The sequence below is a fragment of the Bacillus sp. 3G2 genome (assembly GCF_044324725.1).
Taxonomy (GTDB): Bacteria; Bacillota; Bacilli; order Bacillales; family Bacillaceae_G; genus Bacillus_A; species Bacillus_A mobilis.
Map to the genome: position 1 here is coordinate 2,274,620 of NZ_CP172246.1, position 26,523 is coordinate 2,301,142.

Below are 26,523 nucleotides of genomic sequence, written 5' to 3' on the forward strand. Positions count from 1 at the left end.
AAATTAGAGGGGCTTAAATATACATATGAATAACAGAGAGCTTTACGCAAATATTCGTGATGTTTATCATTTACTCCAAAAAAATCTAGATAAGGCAATTGAGCAATATGATATAAGTTACGTACAATTTGGAGTGATTCAAGTACTCGCAAAATCTGGGAAAGTATCTATGTCAAAATTAATTGAAAACTTGGGATGTGTTCCAAGTAATATGACAACAATGATTCAGCGGATGAAGCGTGATGGTTATGTTATGACAGAGAAGAATCCAAATGACCAACGTGAAACGCTCGTTTATTTAACTAAAAAAGGTGAAGAAACGAAAAAGCAAGTAGATGTGCAATATAGTGATTTTTTAAAAGAGAATTGTGGTTGTTTTACGAAAGAAGAAGAAGAGCATTTAGATGCTTTATTATTAAAGTGGAAGAAGCATTTGAATTAAATATAATAAAAATGTAACACGCTGTTACATTTTTATTTATATATATACTTCATATATGAAATAAATATAAGTGCAGTAAAAAAAGAAGAGGAGATAAAAATAAAGAATTATTTCATATATGAAATAAAGGGGAGTAATATATGGAGTTAAAGTCGATGATACGTATTTTGGCAATTGTAGCTTTTTTTGTTGGGTTAGATTCATTATTAGTAGCACCTCTATTACCAGCTATTACAGAAACAATCAGTATTCCTGATGGGAGTGGAGGGCTATTAATTACTATTTATGCACTTTGTTATGGAATAACTGCACCTTTATTCGGACCGATGTCTGATAGAGTTGGAAGGAAACGTATGATCGTAATAGGGTTTGTACTTTTCTCCATTTCCACATTTTGTACGGGTTTAGCGAAGGATTTTGAAATTCTTTTATTATTTCGTGGACTAACAGGTTTATCTGGTGCAATGATTATGCCAAGTATTTTTGCATTAGTAGGAGATAAAGTTACATATGAGTCAAGAGGAAAAGCGATGGGAACAATTATGGGAGCAATGGTTGGTTCGACAGTCATCGGAGTACCTATAGGAGCACTTTTATCTGAATTAGGAAATTGGCAATGGACATTTTATAGTATAGGACTAGTAACTTTATTGCTTACATTACTAGTTAATCACATATTAGAAAATGAAAAACCGAGAAATAAGGAGCATGTTTCTATAGCGAAAACGTTAGGTGCATCATTGAAAACGGCTTTAGTAAATATATCAGTTTTATTTGCATTATTAGCAACGTTTCTATGGACAATTGGATTACACGGTATGTTTTCATACATAGGTGTTTATTATGGGAATAATTTTGGACTTTCCGTTGGTGAAATAGGTATTGTAATCTTTTTGGCAGGAATTGGTAGTGTGGTTGGTAATATTTTGGGTGGAAAGCTAGCTGATAAAATAGGAAAGAGGAATGTTATATCCATTGCCAGTATTGTAGTCGCGATTAGTGTAATGGTATTCTCGCTTTCTATAGAAAATCTAGTAACTGCAATTACTGTTCATATAATTTGGAGTCTATTTATTGGATTTGGCCAAGCATCATTAACGGCATTAGTTTCAGAATTAAAACCAGCTGCGCGAGGGACTGTAATGGCATTAAATAGCTCTGCCATGTATATTGGTATGACTATTGCTTCTGGTGCAGCGTCGCTTACCGTAAGTAATGGATTTCCGTTTTCTTCTTTAGGAATAATGTGTGCAATTGCTAGTTTACTCGTCCTTCCGATTATATTTGTTCTAGTTAAAGGAAAAGCATTATCTAATAAAAAGAAGATGACTATATAAGTAGTATGAAAGAAAACGTGGATTGATATTCTTCAAAGGATTTCAATTCATGTTTTCTTTTATATTCTTTTTATACTTTCATCACTTTTAAGAGTGAAAGAAACGACTGTACTACAGGGGAAATCCATCTAGATTTATGATAGATTATATGACTTTGAATAACAGTTGACGTTTCGATAGGCTGAAAACAGAGTTGCTCTTTTTGACAACTTTCTTGTACAACGATGTAAGGAAGAATTGAAATTCCTAACTCACACATAACGGATTGTTTAATAACTTCAACGTTGGAAGTTTCAAATGTTTTAGCTGGAATATTCCCGCTTTGACGTAAAAAACGATCTACCATTGGTCTATAACCGCAGCTTTGTTCAGTAAAAATAAACTGAGTATCCTTTAATAAACAAAACGGATTAGATTGTGTAGAATAATGAGGTGGTAAAATCCATCCAAATGTTTCATTACTAAATGTACGCGTAATAAAATCATTATGTTCTATACATTCTCCAATTATGAAGACAATGTCTGTTTCTCCTTCACGTAATTTTTGTAATGCTTGTTCATTTGTATTTGTTTCAAGTACGATATTTACTTTCGGATTTTTCTGTTTGTAAGTACGTAATAATTGTGGTAAACGGTAGACTGCTAATGATTCGTTTGATGTAATACTTAATGTACCTTCTAATTGATCGGTATTTTGAGGGATTTCTTGCGCTTTTTCATAAATTGCAAGTAATTCTAAAGCATAAGGATGAAATTGATGACCTGCTTTTGTAAGAAGTATTTTTTTCCCTAATCGATCAAAAAGAGGGAGGTGTAAATCGTTTTCTAATGCTTTCATATGCGCTGTAACAGTAGATTGCGCATAACCTAACGCATGAGCAGCTTTAGAAAAACCACCATACTTAACAATCGCACAAAATGTTTTAACATGTCTCATTTCCATAAGCAATCCCTCTTTTATTATCATGATTTGTGAATGATTATATCACGTATTTCAATTTTCCAAATGGTTAAATTCTTTATAAAATAAAATTGTAGAAATATTCATTTAAGTGATATTGGAGGAGAAAAGATGAATGAAATGGGCTATCATGTAGCTATTGTGGGTGCTACAGGGGCAGTTGGACAGAAAATTATTGAACTGTTAGAGAAAGAAACTAATTTTAATATAGTTGAAGTTACATTACTTTCGTCAAAACGATCAGCTGGTAAGGTAGTGCAGTTTCAAGGACGAGAGATAATAATACAAGAGGCAAAAACAACTAGTTTTGAAGGAGTAGATATTGCCTTTTTTAGTGCAGGAGGAGAAGTTTCAAAACGATTTGTTAATCATGCAGTGTCTAGTGGTGCAATCGTAATTGATAACACGAGTGAATACCGAATGGCTCACGATGTGCCGCTCGTTGTTCCAGAAGTAAATGCGCACGCTTTAAAGGAGCATAAAGGTATCATTGCAGTTCCAAATTGTTCAGCATTACAGATGGTAACAGCTCTTCAGCCAATACGAAAATCATTTGGTATAGAACGAATTATTGTTTCAACATATCAAGCTGTATCAGGCTCAGGAGTTCACGCGATTCATGAATTGACAGAACAGGCTAAGTCAATGCTTGCAGGTGAAGAAGTGGAAAGTACTATACTGCCCGTGAAAAAAGATAAAATACATTATCCAATTGCATTTAATGTACTGCCACAAGTAGATATATTCACAGATAATGATTTCACATTTGAAGAAGTAAAAATGATTCAAGAAACGAAGAAAATTTTAGAAGATCCCAATTTAAAAATGGCAGCTACTTGTGTGCGTGTTCCAGTTGTTTCAGGGCATTCAGAATCGGTTTATATTGAACTTGAAAAAGAAGCAACTGTCGCAGAAATAAGAGCAGTGTTGCTGGATGCATCAGGTGTTATATTACAAGATAATCCTAGTAAACAGTTGTATCCAATGCCATTATATGCAGAAGGGAAAATAGATACATTTGTTGGGAGAATTAGAAAAGATCCTGATACACCAAAAGGTTTCCATCTGTGGATTGTTTCCGATAATTTATTAAAAGGTGCCGCTTGGAATTCAGTTCAAATTGCAGAAACGTTGGTGGAAGAGGGGATAATATAGTATAGGTAAATTAGGAAACTGTTAATGATTACAGTTTCCTAATTTTTATTTTATAATTGTTTTCTTTATTCCAGCCAAATTTGATTTGAAAGACAGTAAAAAACATCAAGAATGATTAAAATCCATTGGGTATGATATGGGTATATTCAATGTGAGGGGGAAATGTGATGTATGAAGTAAAGGGGTATTTTTCATCATTAAAAGGAAGTCATTATGATATAGGAAAGCAGCAAGGAGAGTTTGTGAAAAATCATTCGTATCTCATTCCACAATTTATACAACAAGAACATTTAGTATCAGATAACTATTGGACAGAATCTAGAAATATATTATATCAATATTGTCATGGAATTAATGAAGAAATTGAAGGTTTTTGTGAAGTATTGAAAATTCCTTCTAAACATATGATGTATTATTATCAAACATTATTAAAAGCAGGATGTAGTCATTGTGTCGTATTACCTAAAAAGACAGATTCAAAGCACACATATGTATTAAGAAATTATGATTTGTCGCCAAAAATAGATGATATGCGTTTTTGCTCAACACATGTTGAGGGTGCATATGTGCATAGTGGATTTTCTACTCAATATTTCGGACGAACAGAAGGAGTTAACGAGCATGGGTTATCTGTTACATTTTCAGCATGTGGTCAACCAGTAGGGAATATTGAAGGCTTACGAAAGCCAGTGTTAAATGGTTTACAATGTTTTGCGGTAATTCGAGTATTATTGGAGAAATGTAAAAATGTGCAGGAGGCGAAATTACTAATAGATGAAATGCCAATTGCAAGTAATGTCAATCTAATTGTAGCGGATCCTCTAGACGCAGCGCGTATTGAAATATTTGACGGGTATAAATCAATAACCACAATTGAGGAGGAAAGTCATGATTTTATCGTATCAACAAACCATGCAATTAGTGTGCCTATTCAAAAATTGAATAATAGAAGATTAGAACAATCTACAAACAGATATCACACATTGTATGATCATTTAAACCGAAATGAACAAGTGAGTATGGAATCTTTAAAAGGTTTAGTAGAAAAAGAGTATCCTACTGGGCTGACAGTACATAATTATGAAGAATGGTTTGGAACTTTGCATTCTGTCTTATTTGATTTACATAATCGTACAATGAATATTTGCTTCGGATCTCCAATTTTAAACGATTGGTACACATTGAAAGTTGGAGAAAGTCTTTCATTTTCTGAGATAAATGTGAAATTTAAAAATACAACGTATGCGGATTTTTGGAGAGAAGAGCATAATGAATTGATTTCAAAAGATTAAATGGGATAAAATGGTGATAGAAAGGTATATATACTGGAGGGATTGCCATTGCTAAAAGTTATGTTACCGATTGTTTTTATCTTAATTGTTGTCGTTTCAATGTATATTACTTATGAAAAAAGAAAAAAAGCAGGGATAAAAGGATTGAAGAGTGCGTTAACTTCAATTTGTTTCTTTGCAATTGCGATTTTAAATTTCTTTGCATATTGGTTTAACTTTGGCGGTATGTTTACTTGGTTGTTTTCAATCGTATTATTGCTAGTGGGGGCATATTTTACGAAATATATTCCAATGTTTAAAAAGGTACATTGAGATTTATGTGAATCTTAATATAATGTTTTGTTTTGAAAAGAGATTATTCTACTAAATCGTTGTGAAACGGTTTCAATAGGATAATCTCTTTTGTTCGTTTAGCTTTGTAAAGAATGTACTGTTCTTTTTAGTTGCTCAATAAATTCTCGAGTTGCAGCACACATATATTTATCTTTTCTATAAATAAGACCAATTTCTATTGTTGGAGTAGGATTTTCTATTTTAATAGCTTGAATGTTTTTGTTTTGTAAAAAGTCTATATACGGTTTTGGTAACACTGTAATTCCCATTCCTTTTGAAACCATTTGGATTAAAGATTCCATCGTACTAATTTCTAAAATTGGTTTTGGTTTAAAGTTAAATTTTTGACAATGAGATGTAATTAGTTCGGTTAAAAAGAAATTTTTAGGTAAAAGAATTAAAGAGTAGTTCTGTAATTCAGCAATAGATACATGATTACGTTCAGCTAATTGATGATCGGTTGGTACGACTAATGTAAGTTCACTTTTGTATAGAGGGATAGAAATAATCTCTTTATCTTGCACCGGGAGAAATGTAATGCCAATATCTAGTTCGTTTTGTAATAATTTTTCGCGAATATCTCCTGTACGAAGCCCTAATACAGAAAGCTCTATATTTGGATATAAATGATTAAAATTAAAAATAGCTGATGGTAGTAAGTAATTTACGACGGTTAACAAAGACCCTATTGTTAAGGAGCCTTGCTGTAATCCGTTTAAGTCTTGAATGGCGGAACGAGCTTGTTCAACTTCATGAAAAATGGTTTTACTATGTAATAATAAAATCCTCCCTGCGTCAGTTAAAGATATCTTTTTACCAATGCGATCGAAAAGCGGCATTCCTATTTCATGTTCTAAAGCACGTATTTGCTGACTTAGGGAAGGCTGTGAAATATTTAATTTCTCAGCTGCTTTTGTGAAATGTAATTCTTTTGAAACAGCTAAAAAGTATTCAAGTTGTCGTAATTCGATTGAGATCACCTCAAGTTTAATGATAGGTTATACCTATCATTATTATATAAATAATAGGATTGAACAATAATTTTTTGGGTTTTATAATCATCTTTATATAACAGAGATAGTGCGAATATAACTTGAGTGAGCAAATTCATGTAACACCTTTAAAGGAGGAAATAGAATGGCAAATGAATATCAATTATTATCTTTAAAAATAGGGTTACCAAGAGAGGTTACGTACGGTGGAAAGGTAATTCATACAGGTATAAATAAGAAACAAGTAAAGGAATCGGTCTTTTTATCCTTTGTAAAATTTAATGGGGATGGCCAGGCAGACTTAGTTCATCATGGCGGAGTAGATAAAGCGGTGTGCGTATATTCGGGAGAACATTATGGATATTGGGAAAAAGAGTTGAGTCAAGATCTTGTATATGGAGCATTCGGAGAAAATATAACAATTAGTGATATGCGTGAAGAGGATGTTTGTATTGGTGATACATTTCAAATTGGAGAAGCAATTGTACAAGTAACACAGCCAAGGCAACCTTGTTTTAAATTAGCTAAGAAATACAATATTCCAAAATTACCGCTGTATTTTCAAGAAACAGGATATACAGGATTTTATTTTCGCGTATTAAAAGAAGGATGGGTATCACCTGTTGATACGTTAAAGATACTGAAGTATGATCCGAAAGGTGTAACAGTGGCATTTGCTAATCGTATCATGCATAAGGAAAAACAAAATATAGAAGGATTAAAAAGGATCTTAGATGTTCGTGCACTTTCTACTAGTTGGAGACAAACATTTGAAAAGCGAATGAGGGGAGAAGAAATTAACACGCAGGAGAGACTAGAAGGAAAAAAATAATAAAAAATATTTTTTTATAAATGGTGCATTTCTATTAGTAAAAACGACTTAGAAAGCACTATTTTTATATAATAAACTTATTAATATTCAAAAATCCTAATATTGTTTTATTCGACTTATTTTCGAATAGTCAAAACATAAAATTAATTAGACTTTTTTTTTATATTTTATGATAGTATATTGATTGGTAAGACCTGTTACTTTAAGAGCAGGTTCTACAACTATATCTAATTTGATGGAATTAACGTATGGAGGGACAACATGGGGAATGTTGAAAATTTTGAAAAACTTCTTTTAGAAGAACCGAAAAGAGAGCAGTTATTTCCTTTATTTGAAGAAGTGTTTGGGATTACAATTCAAACATTGAATGATTTTTCGGAGAGAGGTTATTGGGATGATACATACAAAGCTTTATCATTTTTACATGACGATAAAGCGATTGCAAATGTTGCGGCATTTTCGCTACCATTGCTAGTAAATGGTGAAAGAATAAATGCAGCGGGAATTCAATCGGTAATGACACATCCTAATTTTCGTAGACAAGGACTCATGACACAATTAATGAGTAAAATGATAGAAGAAATCGATAAAAAATGTGAGTGTACTTTATTGTTTACGGAAAAACCTGAACTATATGCATCATTTGGGTTTAAAGTTGTGCAGGAGTATTTGATGACTATTCCATATGATAAAAAGAAGAATAATGATTCCTTACTTAGAAAGTTAGATTATTATATGGAAGAGGATAGAAAGTTAATACATGAAACTATTGATAGTAGTCAAAGACTTTCAAATAATTTTTCAACATTAAACTTCCGCCCTTCGTTTTATTTGAATATGCATGACTCGGAATGGAATGAGAAATTGTATTATTCAGAGAAACTAGATGCTCTAATTGTGTATGAAGTAGATAATGAAAAGTTGAAATTATATGGAGTGTTTGCACCAGTAATTCCAGTTTTAGATGAAATTTGTGAGGGGATTTCTGAAAGATTTACAGAAATCGAATTTTATTTCTCTCCAGATCAATTAGGGATTGAGGATGTACAGTTTACAGAATTACAGTCTAGAAAATATTTAATGGTGCGAAGTAATAAAGAGTTAGATTTTAAAGGTTATAAATTCCCAGTATTAACAGAGTTCTAATTGTTTATATAGATATTTTTGATGAGGAGTATATAAGTATAAATACTATTTAGATAGGTTTATATATGTGAAGTCCACCTGAAAAAATGAATTTGAGAATAAATTTCGCAGTGTAACTCATATAGATAAAAACCGTATTCTTTCAATTTAAGAATACGGTTTTTCTAATTGTGTAATATAAGGCACATTTATTGACCGAAAAGTCATTCATGCGTATCATTTAATAATGTTAAATATTAATTTACATAATATAATAGGAATAAGAAAGAAATTACAAACTACATCGCTTAAATAAGGAGGGATATAAATTATTCAGTGGTAATTTCATGGGAAAAGGAGATTATGTATGAAATCATTTCGTAAGTTATTACACTATTTAAAACCATACATGTTCTTCGCTATAATTGGACCGCTATTTATGGTACTTGAGGTTGCGATGGACTTAATTCAACCGACTATTATGCAACATATTATTGACGTTGGGATAGCAAATCGGGATTTGAATTATGTAATAAAGATGGGGTTTCTTATGATAGGAGCAGCAGCACTCGGTTTAGTTGGAGGACTTGGGTGTATGATGTATTCTACAAAAGCAGCTGTTAATTTCGCTACTGACATACGAAAAGATGTGTTTGCGAAAATAGAAACATTTTCTAGCGAAAATCGTGATTCGTTCGGAACTGGAAAGTTATTAACGATTGTGACAAATGATATTACTTCTATTCAAGCGGCGATGACGATGACATTACGTGTTCTTGTTCGTGGTCCTTTGTTATTTATCGGAAGTATAATAATTGTCTTTGTAACAGCACGCGAGTTATTTCCTATATTGCTCGTAGTTGTTCCAATTTTATTACTTGCGATTATATTCATTGCAAGTAAAGCGAGTGGGACGTTCAAAAAAGTGCAAGAAGCATTAGATAAAGTGAATACAAAGTTACAAGAAAATTTATCTGGAGTACGTGTTATTAAAGCGTATGTAAGACAAAAATATGAAATCACTCAGTTTGGCAAAGTGAATACAGATTTAACGAAGATAAATATTCGAGCGGTGCAGCTTATTTCTATAATGATGCCAATCATTATGTTAGTGGTAAGCGGCGGGATTGTCGCAACATTATGGATTGGTGGAGAAAAAGTATTTGATGGAACGCTTCAAGTAGGAGCTATTTTAGCGTTTATAAACTATTTGAATATTATTTTAATGTCACTTATGTCTATAAGTATGGTATTTATGCAAATCGCGCGAGCATTTCCATCTGCGGATCGTGTACAGCAAGTTTTAAATACTGAGGTTGATATTACGACCGAAACAAATGCGGTTGCACCTAAGCAAATCGAGGGACAAATTGACTTTAAAAATGTTAGTTATAGTTACACGAAAAATAATGAATATGTTTTAAAAGATATTTCATTTAACATATGTAAAGGTGAAAAAGTAGGAATTATCGGTTCTACAGGAAGTGGTAAAACTACTTTAGCAAAACTATTACCGCGTTTATACGATGTTGATCAAGGTGAAATATGCATTGATGGAATCAATGTTAGATCATACGATTTACAAAAACTTCGTGCTTCAATCGGGTTTGTACCTCAAAAGGCATTGTTGTTTTCAGGTAGCATAGAAGAGAACTTACGTTATGGTAAAGAAGATGCAACGAATGACGAACTGGAAGTAGCAGCTTCATCAGCTTGTGCGACTGAGTTTATAAACAAGTTGGAAGATTCATATCAATATCATTTAACACAAGGTGCGACGAATTTATCAGGTGGACAAAAACAACGTGTTTCAATTGCAAGGGCGCTTGTGAGAAAGCCATCCATTCTTATATTAGATGATTCTACATCAGCAGTTGATGCAAAATCAGAATCTAACATTCAATCCGCATTAAGAACAGAATATAAAGGAACAACAACATTATTAATCGCTTCTAAAATCTCATCTATAATAGATGCTGATAAAATTCTCGTTTTAGATAACGGTGAATTAGTTGGTGATGGTACACATGAAGAACTGTTAGAACAATGTGAGGTATATCAAGAAATTTATCTTTCCCAAGGTGGTAATTTAAATAAAGAAGGTGGGAAAGAACATGCGTAATTTTCAAGGGCAATTTGCTAATAAAGGTGGGCGTAACGCGTCTAAGGTGGGTAAAGCTAAAAATACGAAAGGAACTGTAATGAGAGTATGGAACTATATGGGGTACCAAAAGGCTGCTCTTACGTTCGTTATATTTTTAGTATTTGTTACGACGTTACTTGGATTATTAGGTCCGTATCTAATGGGAGTAATTATAGATCAATATATTGTACCGAAAGATTTAAGCGGTACGGCGAGAATGTGTTTGTTACTTATCGCGATTTACGGTGTAACAGTACTGTTAACTTGGTTACAAACATTTGTCATGGTTAATGTTGCATTAAAAACGATACAAAAAATACGACAAGATATTTTTGAGAAAATCCAAACGCTTTCTTTACGGTTCTTTGATGTACGTTCGCAAGGGGATTTAATGAGTCGTGTGACAAATGATATAGATAATTTGAATCAAGCGTTGACACAAAGTGTGGTACAAATTATTTCATCTGCATTAACCTTTATAGGTGTAACGATTGCAATGTTCGCATTAAATTGGATATTAGCGATTGTTACTTTAATTACAGTACCTATTATGTTTTTCGTTACAAAGAAACTAGTTGCTTATAGTGGTAAAAACTTTGCAAAGCGTCAAAAAGATTTAGGAGAATTAAATGGTTTTATTGAGGAAGCTATAACAGGAGCGGATGTTACAACATTATACGGGAAAGAAAAAGAAACTGTACAAAATTTCAATAAAATTAATGAACAACTAAGAATTTCAGCTACGAAGGCGGATACATTTTCAGCTTTTATTTTTCCGAGTATGAACTTTATTAATAACTTAGGTATGGGACTTGTAATTGGGACTGGATCAATTATGGTTTTAAAAGGAATGACAACCGTAGGTGTCATTGCGGCTTTTATTAATTATTCCCGTCAATTCTCAAGACCACTCAGTCAATTCGCAACTTTAATGAACACGATTCAAGCGGCAGTTGCTGGTGGAGAACGTGTCTTTGAAATTATGGATGAAGTACCGGAAATTCAAAATAAAAAAGATGCGTTCGTTGTACAAAATTTACAAGGGCATGTTGCACTTGAGAATGTTTCATTTGGTTATGAGGGAAATAAAACGATTTTAAAAGAAGTGAGTCTTAAGGCGCAGCCGGGGGAGACAATTGCTTTAGTTGGTCCCACTGGATCGGGTAAAACAACAATTATTAATTTGTTAACTCGCTTTTACGATATACAGCAAGGGAAAATTCATATCGATGGAAAAAGCATAAAAGATTATGATATGAATTCGTTGCGAAGTAAAATAGGAGTAGTTTTACAAGATACGTATTTATTTGCTGGGACGATTATGGATAATATCCGTTATGGTCGACTAGATGCAAGTGATGAAGAAGTAATCAATGCAGCTAAGGCGGCATCTGCACATTCTTTTATAAAGCATTTACCGAATCAATATGAAACAAAAATCGCTTCAGAAGGATCGAATTTAAGTCAAGGACAAAAACAACTTCTTGCGATTGCAAGAGCAATTTTAGCGGATGCAGATATTTTAATTCTCGATGAAGCAACATCAAATATTGATACGAGAACAGAATTACAAATTCAAGAAGGACTAAATAATTTAATGAAAGGCCGAACAAGTTTTGTAATCGCTCATCGACTGAAAACGATTGAAAAAGCAGATCAAATCCTTGTTATAAAAGATGGAAGTATTTTTGAAAGAGGGAATCACGAATCTCTTATGGAAGATAGAGGGTTTTACTTTGATCTGTATACGAGTCAGTTTAAAATCTAATAAAAACGTTAATATGATGCGGTTTCTCCAGGAAGGAGAAACCGCATTTTTATATTTGTAAACATTATTATCCAAATAGTTGTTCACTAAATGTTTTAACTGCGTATTTTTTGCATCCAAGTTAAAACATGCGTAAGGTTATAAAAACACTTTTATAACCCAAACGTTCACTTGTAATTTTTGGATATACAAATTGTTCCAAAAAGTGTTGCATGAGTATGACATAAACTATGAAATTGAATTTTATAAATTCGGAGTTAATTAAATAAACCTTAAAAATATCATGAAGTCCATTACGACAACCACATGTAGCTTTTTTGATGCTAACAACTAAATCACAGTCAGTAATACGCTTGACCAAGTATTGCTTTATCAGTGTGTCTTATAATTTTTATATTATTATAATGCTTCAATTGTTTTTTCAACAATTGAGACTAATCGTTTGGAAATTGAAGTTTTTGTATTTAATAGTGAAATAATTGAACTTTGATTTTACAACGGCAGTGGAACAAATAGAGCGAATGGAGACAACCTTAATGAGTGTTTCATGTTATATTTATACGTTTTAATAATTTAATAAATAATACACTTTGAATTTTATTAAAAAAAGACACTGTTTCCAGTGCCACAACTTACTACGAGAGTTTTATGAGGAAACTACAATTAGAAAATCACTTATTTTTTAAAGGAGTTAATGGGTAATTGTACGTGCTAAAATCTTTATTAAAAATATCCTGTACTAATTGGATAGTTTCATGATCATAAAAACTATCGTATGTTGGGAGGCGTGGGAATAAAGGGTCGGTAATATCAGCATCTGCAAAATCACCCCTAAAAATCGCCCTGTCCTTCTGATGATGCCATGATTTAGTTAGTATGTGTAAAGGAGAAGTTTTTAATTGATATGTTTGTTCTAAGCGCACAACTTCAGTAGAGAAATTTTCAAGGTAGATATATTTTGTGACAAACTCCTCCTCAGCTGGTTCATATTGCTGCATTAAATGTGGATCTACTTGTTCTAAATCTATCATTTGCGCTTTTAAATAGTAGAGAAAGATTTTAAATGAAATAGGCTTATTACAAAATTCATTACCATAATAAAAATGCCGAATAGGATTCCATGCTGGGTTTTCTATGTGAGGGGGGGCAATTAGTGAAAAGAATGAACTTACAGCTCTTGTATAAGGGTTTCTCACTAATTTATAGGAATCTTTTTCATTTGTATATAAAGTCGCAGCTAGTTCAATAAAGTAGTCGGGGGAGCTTTTATATATTTCATTTTCATAATTATGGATGAAGGAATCGTATTTTATGGCTTGTTTAAATAAATTTATCTGATAAAAAAACCAATGTGCAAGTGAAGTACATCCACTTTTCTGACTCCAAAATAAAATCAAAGGGAAGTTAGAGTTAAAGTGCGGAACGCGTCCGTATTTAATAATATTTGCAAAAGACATAGTTAGCCTCCATTCAATTATGTCAATTATTTTTAATTTATGAATAAACTACTCGGTATATGAATAAGAGAAGGGAAGTAGAATAGATAATTTAAAACCATATAACTTTGGAATGAAAGCGTTATTTTATAGGGGTGTGAAAAGTGCTCCTGAATCATTATTTTAGCGTAGGACGGAAAATAATAATGCTGCTATGAATGGTGTGAAATCAAATAAGATATGTGTGATAGAACTGGCCCATAATGAATTAGCTTTAAATGCAATCCAGTTAAGTGGCAATCTAGCTAAACCAATAACAAAGAAAATTTGAGCGAGGTTACCGTTATATGTAGAATAATGTGCCAAACCAAAAAAGAATGCTCCAATAATTACAGTTAAAGTGCTAATAGGTCTTCTGTCGTAAAGACTGTTCATTGAGTTTTCCTCCTGCTCTGTTAATCAAATTCCAAAAATATGAAATTTAACTTTTATTATATGACGGAGGTAACAAATTTAAAACAATATATGAATAATGTGAATTTATTCATGAAAATAAAACTCAACAAAATAAACCTTTTTTCATAAACAAGAAGGCGGTTGTTTCCGCAACCACCTTTTTATAAAAAAAAGCACTTTTTCAGAAATCCAGTGACTAGCTTAATTTTTAAGAAAGGAATGACTATATTATATGAAAGCTTGTCTAACAGGGTTACAAATAAAAAAACAGCGATGTATGAGATTAGTATACTAGTCAGTTTTAAATTAAATATAGTGCGGTTTCTCTAGGAAGGAGAAACCGCATTTTTATATTTATAAAGTTAATTAGAAATATAGACTTGAAATTTTTAGATATGCGAATGGTTAGCAAAAAATAGCAACTTCAGCGCCAGATGGAAGAAGTAATTTACGTGGTATTGTAATAATCTCAAGAGCCATCTGAGCTGAATAGAGAAGTATAGGAGTTAACTCTAAAACATGAGTTAATAATAATATAAAGCTTGTTAGGATTGCAAAGCTCCCCCAAAAGAAACTTTTTGAAATGTTACGGAAATCTTTTATTAAGGAAAAGAAAGAAAAAAATGCTGTAACAAAGAGAATCAAAAATTTATATTTATCAGCCATTAAACCCCTCCTAAAGAACAGTAGCTTATATTATAACGTATTTTTTGTATTATAATAAAAAGATTTTGAAATTAACAGTTTAAATGCGTAAAAACCGCAACTTGAAAATTTTAGTTGTGGTTTTTATTTATGAGTCCTTTGTTTTAGAAAATAGATAATCTAGAATTAAAAATTTAAAACTAGATTAGTGTCTAAATTTTGTTTGCTGGAGATGTACAGGATATTTGACCGGACAATAAGACGAGCTTTGAATATAGTAATAAAAAAGGGATGTGGAACAATGGCTAGATATAGTTTACATGCAGGACACAATAGTATTGTACAGGGTGCGAATTATGGAAATCGGAAAGAACACATTATGGATCGCCAAGTTAAGGATGCAGTTGTTGCTAAATTAAGAGCATTAGGGCATACAGTTTATGATGATACTGATGAAGTAGGGACAACGCAAGCACAAAATTTAAATAACATTGTATCAAAAACAAACTCACATGATGTAGATTTAGTAGTTTCATTTCACTTAAACTCATATGATACGAAAGCTAATGGTGTTGAAGTTCTGTACTATGACCAACAAGTTTTATCAGCAAAGATAGCAGCGCAACTTTCAAAAGATATTGGCTGGTCAAATCGTGGTGCGAAGGAACGAAAAGACCTTTATGTGTTATCTAATACGAAAGCACCCGCAATTTTAATTGAACTTGGATTTATCGATAATGAAGCAGATATGGAAAAATGGGATCCAGATAAGATTGCTAATTCAATTGTATATGCATTAACTGGGCAATCTGGTGGGACAACTCCACCATCCAAACAAAATATCATTCAATCAGGCGCTTTCTCACCATATGAAGTTCCTGAAGCTATGCAAGCTTTAAATTCAGTTAAAATGACAGCTAAATTTATTTTACAGCCTGATGGATTAACATATTTTATTTCCGATCCAACATCAGATAACCAATTAAATGGTATGACGGGTTGGCTTGATCGTAAAGGCTGGTGGTATGAAGTTAAGTAAAGGTTCTCGTTTAGTGGAACACAATGTTTAAAAAATCATAGGACATAAAAAGAGGATTACTTATTATGAGTAATCCTCTTTTTATAATTTTATCTCGTATAAATATGATTAGGTTCAGGTGACTCACGCCTTGAAAATTGATAAGTAATGCATGTAAGTGGAAGATTAATTGGGTATCTTAGCAAAATTTTAAAAACATACTTTTAAAAAGAAATGAAATTTAGAATTCGAATTTAATTGACTACAATTGAAATAGCACTGAAAACTAATAAAACGGCCATAATGATGTTAAAAGATTTCGTATGTTTTAATAAAAATTTTTGGAACATGGAACCAAATAAGCTCCAACTAAATGTACTCATTAACCCGACTACACCTAGAAATAATGAAAATAGTAGAAAACTTGAATATGAATTATAGTAAGGGAGAATAAAAGTTGATACTACAGTCAGCCCAAATAGTATTCCTTTAGGATTAACAAATTGAAGAAAAACCCCGACTGTAAATAAGTTTTTATTAGGTTTTTCATCTGGATCTGTACTAGTTTTACTAGTGAGTATTTTAAAAGCTAAATATAGCATATATATTACACCTAAAATTTTTAAAGGGAATTCGATTATAGGTAGGATATTAATTAGTACAATATTAAAGAAGCTACATAAGGAAGTGAGTATGAAAAATCCGAAAGCTACCCCAAAGCAAAATTGCATACTCCGTTTCAAACCATGTTGATTGGCATATGTCATAGCTAAAAAATTGTTAGGTCCGGGTGTGAAGCTACTTATAAAAACAAATAATAAAAAAGAAAATATAGGCATTTCAAAACCCCCTAATTATTTGATGTGTGTTATAATGACCGAAAAGAACAATATAACGTGTGCTTTTTATTATACATAACGGTCGTTATATTGTATATAGTGTAGGGGTGTTTTTTATGGAAGAAATTCAACTTATTTTAGCAAAAAATTTAAAAACAATACGTGAAAAAGAGAAAATGAGTTTAGAAAAAGTCTCTCAATTAACAGGTGTGAGTAAAACGATGATTGGGCAAATTGAAAGAGGAGAGTCAAGCCCGACATTAACTACGATATGGAAAATTGCTAATGGTTTGAAAGTGTCTTTTACTACTTTAATCAATAATCCGCAACCGGATACAAAAATTGTGTTACGAAATGATGTTCAAGTATTATCAGAAGACAGTGGGAGATATAAAGTGTATCCTTCTTTTCCTTTTCAAGGTGATAGGAACTTTGAAATCTATACGGTTGAAATTGAAACAGAAGGAAAATTAATTTCAGAAGGTCATAAAGAAGGTACAGAAGAGTTTATAACGGTGTTTGAAGGGGAATTGACAATGGAAATAAAAGATTGTCAATATACATTAAATAGCGGAGATTCAATTCGCTTTAAGGCAGATAGACAGCACTCTTATCATAATTCTGGACGTACGCTAACTCGGTTAAGTATGACCATTTATTATCCAGCTACATAAACTTGCAATTATATCAAGAATAAAAAGCAATGTGTGTTGATAAACCATCTATAAGAGATGGTTTTATTTTATTAATTCATAAAAAAAGACACTCGTTTGAGTGTCAACATAGTATTGCTCTCGCGTATAGGATTGGAGTATGTTTCTCAACTACGCTTTGAGATGGTTCGCATTTGAGAAAACGTCTTCTTATTCAATGTAACATCCGCAGGGAAAAGTGTAAATTGATAATGTATATACGGAAAATTTAGTATAGATAATTTCTACTATGAATATAGTGTAATGTATTTATTATCCCGTATTAACTGGCAGTAAAACTCCCACCTCAAATTTCAGCTGGAGCAAAGATCTTAAGTGGGGTTCGGGCTTCACATAAACGACCGATTGGTTTAACTAATTATTAGTGGGGACGGATAAAATTCCTACTGATTAAACTTTCGCTTTATTACTTAAGTGTGTAAGAAAGTGACTTATAAAAAGTATGAATCATTTTTTAATCATTTTGTATAATTGTTAGAGGGAGATCCGGTGAAGTGGAATTATTTTATTAATTTGAAGTGGATATTGTGGAATAAAAAATAAAGCCGGGAAGTGAGAGTTTTTAGTAGTAGTTATAACAATGGTAAAATGTTTAATAGGTTAGTCATTTGAAAAAAGAGGATAGTTATTAAGTTATTCTTTAATAATAGATGTTAATGATTTGAATGAATAAAAAAACATGTGGAATGAGGTATTCAAGTGAACCACAATGACAAATTATCCTTGAATAAAGGTATGATAGGACCTGAAAATATTGGACCTACCTTTCCAGTTCTTCCACCAATTTATATTCCAACGGGAGAAACGGGCTTAACGGGACCGACGGGTTTAACAGGAGCAACAGGATTAACGGGACCGACGGGATTAACAGGAGAAACGGGATTAACGGGACCGACGGGATTAACAGGAGAAACGGGATTAACGGGACCGACGGGATTAACGGGACCGACGGGATTAACAGGACCGACGGGTTTAACAGGAGCAACAGGATTAACGGGACCGACGGGATTAACAGGAGAAACGGGATTAACGGGACCGACGGGATTAACAGGAGAAACGGGATTAACGGGACCGACGGGATTAACAGGAGAAACGGGCTTAACAGGACCGACGGGATTAACAGGAGAAACGGGCTTAACGGGACCGACGGGATTAACAGGACCGACGGGATTAACAGGACCGACGGGTTTAACAGGAGCAACAGGATTAACGGGACCGACGGGATTAACAGGAGAAACGGGATTAACGGGACCGACGGGATTAACAGGAGAAACGGGATTAACGGGACCGACGGGATTAACAGGACCGACGGGATTAACAGGGGCAACGGGATTAACAGGAACAACGGGTTTAACAGGAACTACCGGAGCAACAGGCCTAACAGGTCCAACTGGAGTTATTGGTCCCATAACAACAACTAATTTATTATTTTACACTTTTGCAGATGGAGTAAAATTTATATATACAGATTCGGATGGGATAGCTCAATATGGTACAACTCACATATTATCTCCTGATGAGGTTTCCTATATTAATTTGTTTATTAATGGAATACTTCAACCACAACCATTTTATCAGGTTAGTACTGGTCAGTTAACTTTATTGGATGATCAACCACCATCACAAGGTTCATCAATTATTTTGCAATTTATCACTATTAATTAAAAAAGACAGATTCTTAAATAAAAAGAATCTGTCTTTTTGTTTTACTTTAAAGTAGATAACACTAAGTGACGATAAATTCGATTGTAATTGGAATTCCGCCGTCTAATGCATCTCCGCCAGGAATTGTAATAGCACCAGTAGGTCCAGTAGTAACACTGGAGTTCACACTAGGTTGAAGAATGCCATTAACATATAAGTTGTAATACGTAAAAGTCGGAAAAGTGGTTGCAGTAGTACCTGCATCATTTAAACAAGCTGTTGCAGCAATCGCAAAAGCTGCACCTGTACCTGTTCCGGCACTTAGTGTAGATGTAAATCTTCTAGATGCCATAAATGGTTGGATGATTGGCAATTAACTCTGACCTCCTCAATTTTTGGGAACGAAGTATAGAATAACTTGTCCGATATATTGTATGAGAGTTTTCAATAATAGAGACGGCTACATGATTATTGAGAGAACATAATTTTAGGAAAGTTATCATTGTGACTTATCTGAAAAGCTAGTGTTGTTACTTGTTACTTGTTGGTTGTATGCTAATGCTTAGTTTTTATACTCAAATTAAAATGTGCTTTTGGACCTAAGAGATAAACGTGGAAAAATAAAATAAACTCTTAAGTTTAGGTGTTTAATCTAAGCAGTCAATTATTAAAAACATATAATTAATATGTGAGTCATGAACATAATTAAATAACGTTGTAAAGTTTAATTATCATTCATGTTTCCTATTTTAAGTGGATATATAATACAGCTTTTTGTAGGGTTTTATGTTTCTTATAAATAGGAAAATACTCAATAAGACAAGTAAGGAGGAAAAAAATGACAAATAATTGTTTTGGTCATAATAACTGTAATAATCCGATAGTTTTCACTCCGGAATGTTGTAATAATCCACAGACAGTTCCAATTACTAGCACTCAATTAGGGCAATTAATCACTTTACTAAATTCTTTAATTTCGGCTATTGCAGCGTTTTTTGCAAATCCAAGTGATGCAAACAGATTAAATTTACTCAATTTGTTTACTCAGCTACTAAATTTACTAAATGGATTAGCACCATCTCCAGAAGGTAATTATTTAAAACAATTAATCCAAAGTATTATCAATGTACTCCAATCTCCTAATCCAGACATAAGCGAATTACTTTCTTTATTACAACAATTCTACAGTGCTCTTGCACCATTCTTCTTCTCTTTAATTATTGATCCTGCAAGTTTACAACTTCTATTAAATTTATTAACTCAATTAATTGGCGCTACTCCAGGAGCAGGAGCAACAGGAGCAACAGGAGCAACAGGAGCAACAGGAGCAACAGGAGCAACAGGAGCAACAGGTCCAACAGGAGCAGGAGCAACAGGCCCAACAGGAGCAACTGGTGCAACAGGAGCAACAGGTCCAACAGGTCCAACAGGAGCGACAGGAGCAGGAGCAACAGGCCCGACAGGAGCAACAGGAGCAACAGGAGCAACAGGCCCAACAGGAGCAACAGGCCCAACAGGAGCAACAGGCCCAACAGGAGCAACAGGTCCAACGGGAGCGACAGGTCCAACGGGAGCGACAGGGTCAACAGGAGCAACTGGTGCAACTGGTGGTGGAGCTATTATTCCATTCGCTTCAGGTACAACACCATCTGCGTTAGTTAACGCATTAGTAGCTAATACAGGAACTCTTCTTGGATTTGGATTTAGTCAACCTGGCGTAGCTTTAACTGGTGGAACTAGTATCACTTTAGCGTTAGGTGTAGGTGATTATGCATTCGTAGCACCACGAGCAGGAACTATTACGTCGTTAGCAGGTTTCTTTAGTGCAACAGCTGCATTAGCTCCATTATCACCTGTGCAAGTGCAAATACAAATATTAACTGCACCAGCAGCAAGTAATACGTTTACAGTACAGGGAGCACCTCTATTATTAGCACCAGCATTTGCTGTAATAGCGATTGGTGCTACAGCATCGGGAATCATACCTGAAGCTATTCCAGTAGCTGCTGGAGATAAAATACTGTTATATGTTTCATTAACAGCAGCAAGTCCAATAGCTGCAGTAGCTGGATTTGTAAGTGCAGGTATTAATATCGTCTAATTTGTTACAATGTCTTTTTGAAATTCGAACTGGCGTTTGTATATAGCCCTTCCTAATCTTATTAGGAAGGGCTATATTTTATGGGAAGAAAGGTAATAAATCAATTGAGAAGTTTCTTTTTGTTAAGCTGGTATAAAATAAAAATGTATGTTTTAAATTTTATTGTTTATGGAATAAGCTATATAGGTTAAAAAATTACCTATAAATAAAAAAAGATGAATTCTATTAAAAATAGAATTCATCCATAAAATAAACTTTTATACAAGGGAAGTAATTTATTTATTGTGAAAGTGGAAATGCGGTTGTTCAAATTAGTAATAAACTATTTGTTTTTATTGCAGTTACATCCTTTTTTCTTTACATATCCTTGCTCGGCTAAATCTCTTTGTGATTGGGAATTGGAAGATTGAGAATTCGAAGACTGAGAGGATGTTGATGAACTACTATTTTTATTATGAGAGTAGTTTTTTCGATAGTTATAATTACTCATAGTACTATCACCTCCAATTAAATATATAAATATTATATGTATGTACTCTATTAATTGTTACGATAAAAATAGGAATGGAGTGTAAACAATAAAAAATCTCCTACGTATTTTCCAAGGAGATTTTTTATTGTTTATTCATGATATAAATTAATATCCCCAGTAAAGAGGGAAATAATATGAATCTTGATAATATAAATTTTGTTGTGGACTAGGAGGCTGTGTTGGTGGGTTTATCATTCCGCGGTTTTGATTACAGTTTGCTGAAGGACCAATTACTGTAGTGGATTGAATAGGGGATACCGCTTGTTTCCATTGTTGTTCATCAAGGCAGTAAGTATGAGCCATCAAATTTGCGGGAGTTAATCTTAAAATATCAGAACCAAAAATAACTTCTGGGGTTGGGGCGTCGAAAATAGCTAATAAATGAGTACTATCTGTTGTAGCAATTTCATAATGCCACCACGCTTTTGGAATGTTGGCAACTTGCCCTGGTTTTATCGGTAAGTTTAATATTTGATTTGTAAAAGGATTCAGTATAGAAACAACAGCAGATCCTGAAATACAGTAAACTAGTTCAGCTGCATTTTGATGAATATGCGGCTCTACAACATTTCCAGTACTTAAATAAATATCTAGTAAAGAAGTATTTTCTAACGTATTTAATTGTTTCACGCCAAGTACGTTTATATAATTTTGGGCATCTTTTTTAAAAAAATTACTTTTACTTAAATCATAGGTGAAATTAGTTGAGGGGGAAGTGTAGTCGATACTAGAAGTCATTTGTATTACCCGCCTTTCTTATATTTTCATGCAATTTGAATTTAAGATATGAGTCTAGTTATTGAAATGTGAAAGTGCTGCTGCTCTTGGTTTGTAAAGTGATAAAATTGTTCGTTGGTATGCAATATAATTACAACAGTTTCATTGCGAAAAAAGGTGCATTTAATTACAATTAATGTAAAATACGGCACTTTTTTAATTTGTATTATAAGGGGAGTACAGAAAATGAATCAAACTATTTTAAAAGAGTTGGAAGTTGAATTAAAAAATTACTTTAAACCGTTTTTGAATGCGCCTGCAACAATAGAAGAAATTCAAGATGCTGAAAATGAAATGGGAATTGCGTTTCCAGATGAATTACGTAATCTTTATCTTGCACATAACGGTGAGGATAAATCAGGACCAGGGTTATTTTTTGGTTTGCCATTTCTTTCATTAAATCAAGTTTTGGATGAGTGGAGAATATGGAAAAGAATTGAAGAGGATGATTTTTTAAATTTTGATGCATTTTCAATACCAACAGAATGTATTAAGGAAAGATATGTGAATCACAATTGGATACCTATTAGTAAAGATTATGGCGGTAACAATATAGGAATAGATGTTGATCCAGATGAAAAGGGAAAAGTGGGGCAAGTTATTAATTTTGGACGAGATGAAGAAGTAAAATATGTAATTGCGAATAGAATTTCAGACTTGTTACTATTTATTTTACAAACGCTAAAAAATAAAAATTTCACCATTCACCAAGAAGAAGACTATGTATATTGGAGTTATGGTGCTAACAATAATATACACTTTTTAGACGCTTTATTTAATATTGAATTACCTGTTTTACATCCTCAATTTATATTTCAATCTGAAAATAACATTCATGATTGGTACGATAGTTTAGATGAGAATTGGAGAAATATAGTGGGTCCACCTGAGTGTGCAGGTAAGTTTATTAGAGAGAAGCGATTATATTTAGGTGGAAATGGATTAGTAGATATTAGTCCGTTACAGATGTGTACGGAAGCGAGAGAACTAATTTTATCTGGAAATGAAATTAAAGATTTAACAGGATTAGAACGAGTAGATTCTTTAAAGAAGTTGTATTTAGTAAATAACCCGGTTCAAGATTTAACGCCATTATTACGTTTGCAGCACTTACAAGAAATGAATATAAAGAATACGAAGATTAATAATCTATCGGAACTTGTAGTAATATCATCATTAAAAAAATTAGATATTTCACATACTAGTATTCAAGACTTTTCGTTGCTACCGAAGTTTCAAAATTTAGAATCTCTTACAGTACATATTTCAAATTGTGAGCAGCTCTATGCGATTTCGAAAGTAGATAATTTAAAGCATTTATATATTTTAAGTTTAGAGAATGTTAGTGAATTGGATTTGCTTGTTTTGCAGAATTTAAAAAAACTAATAACAATTGAATTTGAAAATAGCATCATTGCTAATTTAAATTGCTTAAAACACAATTCGTCAATTCAAAATATAAAGTTGACAGATACAAAAGTAAAGGATGGAGCCGCATTAGGTAAAATGAAAGGACTAATAGAATTAGAATTAGATGGCACAACAATTGATAACCTTGAAACGATTTGTTGTTCTCATTCATTAAAAATATTTACAGGTTCGTTTGAACAATTTTATATGTTAAAAAACTCATTTGATAGAAAAATAGATTTTTCAAAAATAATTGGAGGAATGAGTGAAGAAGAAAGAGAAATTTGGCATCAGCATGTAATGGATTAGAAAATAAATTATGTATCACTGAATGTCACATCCCTCGTTAATCGTTCGTCTTGTATGTAGAACGGATAAGGAGGGATTTTGTTGTGAAAAATTTGGATGTAGTAATTGTTGGTGGTGGGCTTGCTGGATTAACAGCATCTATATATTTAGCGAAAGCTGGAAGGAAGGTTATTGTATTAGAAAAGTCCAGTCAATTCGGTGGTCGAGGGATGACTATAAATAAAAAGGGCATTTGTATGAATCTTGGTGCACATGCTTTATATAGAGGTGGGGAAGCGTTTAAAACTTTTTATGAGTTAGGTATAAATCTTCCTGGTGGAATCCCATCTACAAAAGCACATGGAATATGGAAAGGGGGTATTTTTACCATCCCAACAGATTTTCGCTCAATTTTATCAACGCCGTTACTTTCATGGTCTGCAAAAATACAGTTCTCTCGTCTTATGATTCATTTAGGAAAATTAGATGTAGGAAAAGTTCCGAAAATGAGTCTAACTACATGGGCAGAAAATGAAATTAATGATCCAATGGTTCGAAATATATTTTATGCATTATGCCGAACAACAACATATACGTATGCTCCTACAATACAATTAGCATCTTCAGTATTAAAGCAAATACAGCTTTCTATGAAAGAAGGGGTACTTTATGTAGATGGTGGTTGGGAGACGATAATAACAAATTTTAGGGATATTGCAAGTACTAGTGGTGTGCAATTTCTAGCTAAAAAGAATGTGTTGGAAATAGAGTATTGTGAAGGGAAACAAAGAATACAATGTTTTGACGATGAAGTATTTGAAGCAGGTGCAGTCATTGTAACAACCTCGCCTAAAGAAGCTTGTAAAATTATAAAAGGTGCAGAAGGAACAAGTTTGCAAAAATGGAGTGAGCGATCTATACAAGTGACCGCGGCAGCATTAGATATCGGTTTAAAACAATTACCGAATCCTTTGCATCATTTTGCATTGGGATTAGATCAACCTATATTTTTCACAAATCAATCGAGAGCAGCTAAATTAAGTGAAGATGGATCAATTGCAGTGAGTCTAATTAAGTATCACAACCCAATGCTAGAGCTGAATCATATTCAAGAAGATAAAGAGCAGTTAGAAAATACGATGGAATTGTTACATCCGAATTGGAAAAGAGAAGTTGTTGCACAGCAATATTTACCGAAAATATCGGTAGTACATGATTTTCCTCATATTGACCGTGTTGAAAACCCTGGTCCTAATATACGTGAACTGCCAGGTGTTTATGTTGCAGGAGATTGGGTTGGGCATGATGAAATATTAGCTGATGCTGCGGTAGCAAGCGGAAAACGTGCAGCGTTACACATTTTAAAGCAATCCGAAAGTGAGGCAGTTCATCATGGAAGCGGAGCAATTATATGAAACGTATCAATCATTATTATTTTCGTTAGCATATAGAATCCTTGGGAGTGTTATGGATGCCGAAGATATCGTTCATGACGTATTTATATCGCTTAATAATATGGAGGACGTTCAAGTTATAGAAAATATGAGATCCTATTTATGTAAAATGGTAACAAACCGCTCAATTGATAAATTACGTTCGGCAGCACATAAACGTAACGTATATGTCGGAATGTGGTTGCCAGAGCCATTTGTGGAAGAGATTAATGATCCATCAGAGTCATTTGTAATGAAAGAATCAATTTCTACAGCATATTTATTACTTTTACAACAACTGACTGAGGTAGAGAGGGTTGTTTTCATATTAAGAGAGGTTTTCAGTTATGACTACGAAGAAATCGCTTCAATTGTTGATAAGAGTAGTGTGAACTGCCGGAAAATTTTTCAACGTGCACGAAAAAGTATTTTGAATAAGCCGAAGCAGTCAACATTAAGTACGAAGAAGATGGCTGCTTATGTAGAGAAATTTGTATCAGCATTGCAGTGTGGGGATGCGCAAGGTATGATAGAAGTATTAAAAACAGATGCGATATTCAAATCAGATGGTGGCGGTAAAGTTACAACGGCTATTAATCCGATTTATTCTGCGGATAAAATTATACGTTTGCTCTTTGGAATTGCAAAACGATTGACAGAAGAGTATACAGTTGAATTCAAAAAGGTAAATGGTGCACCAGGAGTTATAGTTTCATTAAATAATAAAGTGACTTATGTACTTTCATTTGCATTTGAGGATGAGAAAATCTCAAACATTTATATGATGGTTAATCCTGAAAAACTTATGCACTTAAATGTAACAGTATAAAAAAGACGCATTTCTTTAGAAG

At 33.1% G+C, this 26,523-nt stretch carries 24 protein-coding genes; 16 read left to right on the forward strand and 8 right to left on the reverse strand.

What is annotated here, in order from left to right; genetic code table 11:
• The first annotated feature begins 25 nt into the window (after nucleotides 1-25).
• Both ACHZK0_RS11600 and ACHZK0_RS11605 read left to right on the forward strand, forming a co-directional pair.
• Nucleotides 26-442, forward strand: a complete 417-nt coding sequence (locus ACHZK0_RS11600) for a MarR family winged helix-turn-helix transcriptional regulator (protein ID WP_262743407.1) — start codon at nucleotides 26-28, stop codon at nucleotides 440-442.
• A gap of 140 nt (nucleotides 443-582) precedes the next feature.
• Nucleotides 583-1,779 (forward strand): MFS transporter, encoded by a 1,197-nt coding sequence (locus ACHZK0_RS11605; RefSeq protein WP_395761574.1) that lies wholly within the window; start codon nucleotides 583-585, stop codon nucleotides 1,777-1,779.
• A 70-nt stretch (nucleotides 1,780-1,849) separates the two neighbouring features.
• On the opposite strand, the gene ACHZK0_RS11610 is transcribed toward ACHZK0_RS11605, so the two are convergent.
• The gene (locus tag ACHZK0_RS11610; RefSeq protein WP_395761575.1) at nucleotides 1,850-2,722 is read right to left on the reverse strand and encodes a LysR family transcriptional regulator; all 873 of its coding nucleotides are present in this window, start codon (nucleotides 2,720-2,722) and stop codon (nucleotides 1,850-1,852) included.
• Between the two features lie 129 nt (nucleotides 2,723-2,851).
• Between ACHZK0_RS11610 and ACHZK0_RS11615 the strand changes: the two genes are divergently transcribed.
• The 3 genes from ACHZK0_RS11615 (at nucleotide 2,852) to ACHZK0_RS11625 (ending at nucleotide 5,499) form a co-directional block, all read left to right on the forward strand.
• Nucleotides 2,852-3,895 (forward strand): aspartate-semialdehyde dehydrogenase, encoded by a 1,044-nt coding sequence (locus tag ACHZK0_RS11615; protein WP_395761576.1) that lies wholly within the window; start codon nucleotides 2,852-2,854, stop codon nucleotides 3,893-3,895.
• A gap of 167 nt (nucleotides 3,896-4,062) precedes the next feature.
• Nucleotides 4,063-5,187: a C45 family autoproteolytic acyltransferase/hydolase gene (locus ACHZK0_RS11620; RefSeq protein WP_262743404.1), complete on the forward strand. Its 1,125-nt coding sequence runs from the start codon at nucleotides 4,063-4,065 to the stop codon at nucleotides 5,185-5,187.
• Nucleotides 5,188-5,235: 48 nt separating this feature from the next.
• A complete protein-coding gene (locus ACHZK0_RS11625) occupies nucleotides 5,236-5,499 on the forward strand; it encodes a hypothetical protein (RefSeq protein ID WP_262743403.1) in 264 nt (87 codons plus the stop codon).
• Nucleotides 5,500-5,597: 98 nt separating this feature from the next.
• Here ACHZK0_RS11625 and ACHZK0_RS11630 read toward each other — a convergent pair whose 3' ends face one another.
• Nucleotides 5,598-6,500 carry a LysR family transcriptional regulator gene (locus ACHZK0_RS11630; protein ID WP_395761577.1) on the reverse strand — a complete coding sequence of 301 codons (903 nt, stop codon included), beginning with the start codon at nucleotides 6,498-6,500 and terminating at the stop codon, nucleotides 5,598-5,600.
• Nucleotides 6,501-6,657: 157 nt separating this feature from the next.
• On the opposite strand from ACHZK0_RS11630, the gene ACHZK0_RS11635 reads away from it, so the two are divergent.
• From ACHZK0_RS11635 to ACHZK0_RS11650, 4 genes are all read left to right on the forward strand, one after another.
• On the forward strand, nucleotides 6,658-7,344 hold the full coding sequence (locus tag ACHZK0_RS11635) for an MOSC domain-containing protein (protein ID WP_395761578.1): 687 nt from the start codon (nucleotides 6,658-6,660) through the stop codon (nucleotides 7,342-7,344).
• A gap of 261 nt (nucleotides 7,345-7,605) precedes the next feature.
• Nucleotides 7,606-8,490, forward strand: coding sequence for a GNAT family N-acetyltransferase (locus ACHZK0_RS11640; protein WP_270608406.1), 885 nt, complete (start codon nucleotides 7,606-7,608; stop codon nucleotides 8,488-8,490).
• Nucleotides 8,491-8,836: 346 nt separating this feature from the next.
• Nucleotides 8,837-10,591, forward strand: coding sequence for an ABC transporter ATP-binding protein (locus ACHZK0_RS11645; protein WP_262743529.1), 1,755 nt, complete (start codon nucleotides 8,837-8,839; stop codon nucleotides 10,589-10,591).
• Entirely contained in the window at nucleotides 10,584-12,380 is a 1,797-nt protein-coding gene (locus ACHZK0_RS11650; protein ID WP_270344260.1) for an ABC transporter ATP-binding protein, read from the forward strand. The genes ACHZK0_RS11645 and ACHZK0_RS11650 overlap by 8 nt, the downstream gene beginning before the upstream one ends.
• Nucleotides 12,381-13,051: 671 nt before the next feature.
• Here ACHZK0_RS11650 and ACHZK0_RS11655 read toward each other — a convergent pair.
• From ACHZK0_RS11655 to ACHZK0_RS11665, 3 genes are all read right to left on the reverse strand, one after another.
• Nucleotides 13,052-13,837, reverse strand: a complete 786-nt coding sequence (locus ACHZK0_RS11655) for a sulfotransferase family 2 domain-containing protein (RefSeq protein WP_395761579.1) — start codon at nucleotides 13,835-13,837, stop codon at nucleotides 13,052-13,054.
• 162 nt (nucleotides 13,838-13,999) lie between these two features.
• Nucleotides 14,000-14,251: a type II CAAX prenyl endopeptidase Rce1 family protein gene (locus tag ACHZK0_RS11660; RefSeq protein WP_395761580.1), complete on the reverse strand. Its 252-nt coding sequence runs from the start codon at nucleotides 14,249-14,251 to the stop codon at nucleotides 14,000-14,002.
• Nucleotides 14,252-14,677: 426 nt separating this feature from the next.
• Nucleotides 14,678-14,938, reverse strand: a complete 261-nt coding sequence (locus ACHZK0_RS11665; protein ID WP_270344257.1) for a hypothetical protein — start codon at nucleotides 14,936-14,938, stop codon at nucleotides 14,678-14,680.
• A gap of 280 nt (nucleotides 14,939-15,218) precedes the next feature.
• Here ACHZK0_RS11665 and ACHZK0_RS11670 point away from each other — a divergent pair, with 280 nt between their 5' ends.
• Nucleotides 15,219-15,956: an N-acetylmuramoyl-L-alanine amidase gene (locus ACHZK0_RS11670; RefSeq protein WP_270606848.1), complete on the forward strand. Its 738-nt coding sequence runs from the start codon at nucleotides 15,219-15,221 to the stop codon at nucleotides 15,954-15,956.
• A 233-nt stretch (nucleotides 15,957-16,189) separates the two neighbouring features.
• Here ACHZK0_RS11670 and ACHZK0_RS11675 read toward each other — a convergent pair whose 3' ends face one another.
• Complete coding sequence (locus ACHZK0_RS11675) at nucleotides 16,190-16,774, reverse strand: LysE family transporter (protein ID WP_262743587.1); 585 nt, start codon at nucleotides 16,772-16,774, stop codon at nucleotides 16,190-16,192.
• Nucleotides 16,775-16,833: 59 nt separating this feature from the next.
• Here ACHZK0_RS11675 and ACHZK0_RS11680 point away from each other — a divergent pair, with 59 nt between their 5' ends.
• Nucleotides 16,834-17,448, forward strand: coding sequence for a helix-turn-helix domain-containing protein (locus tag ACHZK0_RS11680; RefSeq protein ID WP_262743588.1), 615 nt, complete (start codon nucleotides 16,834-16,836; stop codon nucleotides 17,446-17,448).
• A 738-nt stretch (nucleotides 17,449-18,186) separates the two neighbouring features.
• Nucleotides 18,187-19,152, forward strand: coding sequence for a DUF4183 domain-containing protein (locus ACHZK0_RS26820; protein WP_416351277.1), 966 nt, complete (start codon nucleotides 18,187-18,189; stop codon nucleotides 19,150-19,152).
• 61 nt (nucleotides 19,153-19,213) lie between these two features.
• On the opposite strand, the gene ACHZK0_RS11700 is transcribed toward ACHZK0_RS26820, so the two are convergent.
• Nucleotides 19,214-19,504, reverse strand: coding sequence for a DUF4183 domain-containing protein (locus ACHZK0_RS11700; protein ID WP_262743567.1), 291 nt, complete (start codon nucleotides 19,502-19,504; stop codon nucleotides 19,214-19,216).
• Between the two features lie 465 nt (nucleotides 19,505-19,969).
• Here ACHZK0_RS11700 and ACHZK0_RS11705 point away from each other — a divergent pair, with 465 nt between their 5' ends.
• Nucleotides 19,970-21,232 carry an exosporium glycoprotein BclB-related protein gene (locus ACHZK0_RS11705; RefSeq protein ID WP_395761581.1) on the forward strand — a complete coding sequence of 421 codons (1,263 nt, stop codon included), beginning with the start codon at nucleotides 19,970-19,972 and terminating at the stop codon, nucleotides 21,230-21,232.
• Between the two features lie 637 nt (nucleotides 21,233-21,869).
• On the opposite strand, the gene ACHZK0_RS11710 is transcribed toward ACHZK0_RS11705, so the two are convergent.
• On the reverse strand, nucleotides 21,870-22,502 hold the full coding sequence (locus tag ACHZK0_RS11710; protein ID WP_061679243.1) for a cupin domain-containing protein: 633 nt from the start codon (nucleotides 22,500-22,502) through the stop codon (nucleotides 21,870-21,872).
• A gap of 225 nt (nucleotides 22,503-22,727) precedes the next feature.
• On the opposite strand from ACHZK0_RS11710, the gene ACHZK0_RS11715 reads away from it, so the two are divergent.
• The 3 genes from ACHZK0_RS11715 (at nucleotide 22,728) to ACHZK0_RS11725 (ending at nucleotide 26,501) form a co-directional block, all read left to right on the forward strand.
• Entirely contained in the window at nucleotides 22,728-24,260 is a 1,533-nt protein-coding gene (locus tag ACHZK0_RS11715; protein ID WP_395761582.1) for an SMI1/KNR4 family protein, read from the forward strand.
• Nucleotides 24,261-24,343: 83 nt separating this feature from the next.
• Complete coding sequence (locus ACHZK0_RS11720) at nucleotides 24,344-25,654, forward strand: phytoene desaturase family protein (protein WP_270344142.1); 1,311 nt, start codon at nucleotides 24,344-24,346, stop codon at nucleotides 25,652-25,654.
• Nucleotides 25,632-26,501 carry a sigma-70 family RNA polymerase sigma factor gene (locus ACHZK0_RS11725; protein ID WP_395761583.1) on the forward strand — a complete coding sequence of 290 codons (870 nt, stop codon included), beginning with the start codon at nucleotides 25,632-25,634 and terminating at the stop codon, nucleotides 26,499-26,501. The genes ACHZK0_RS11720 and ACHZK0_RS11725 overlap by 23 nt, the downstream gene beginning before the upstream one ends.
• Nucleotides 26,502-26,523: the final 22 nt, after the last annotated feature.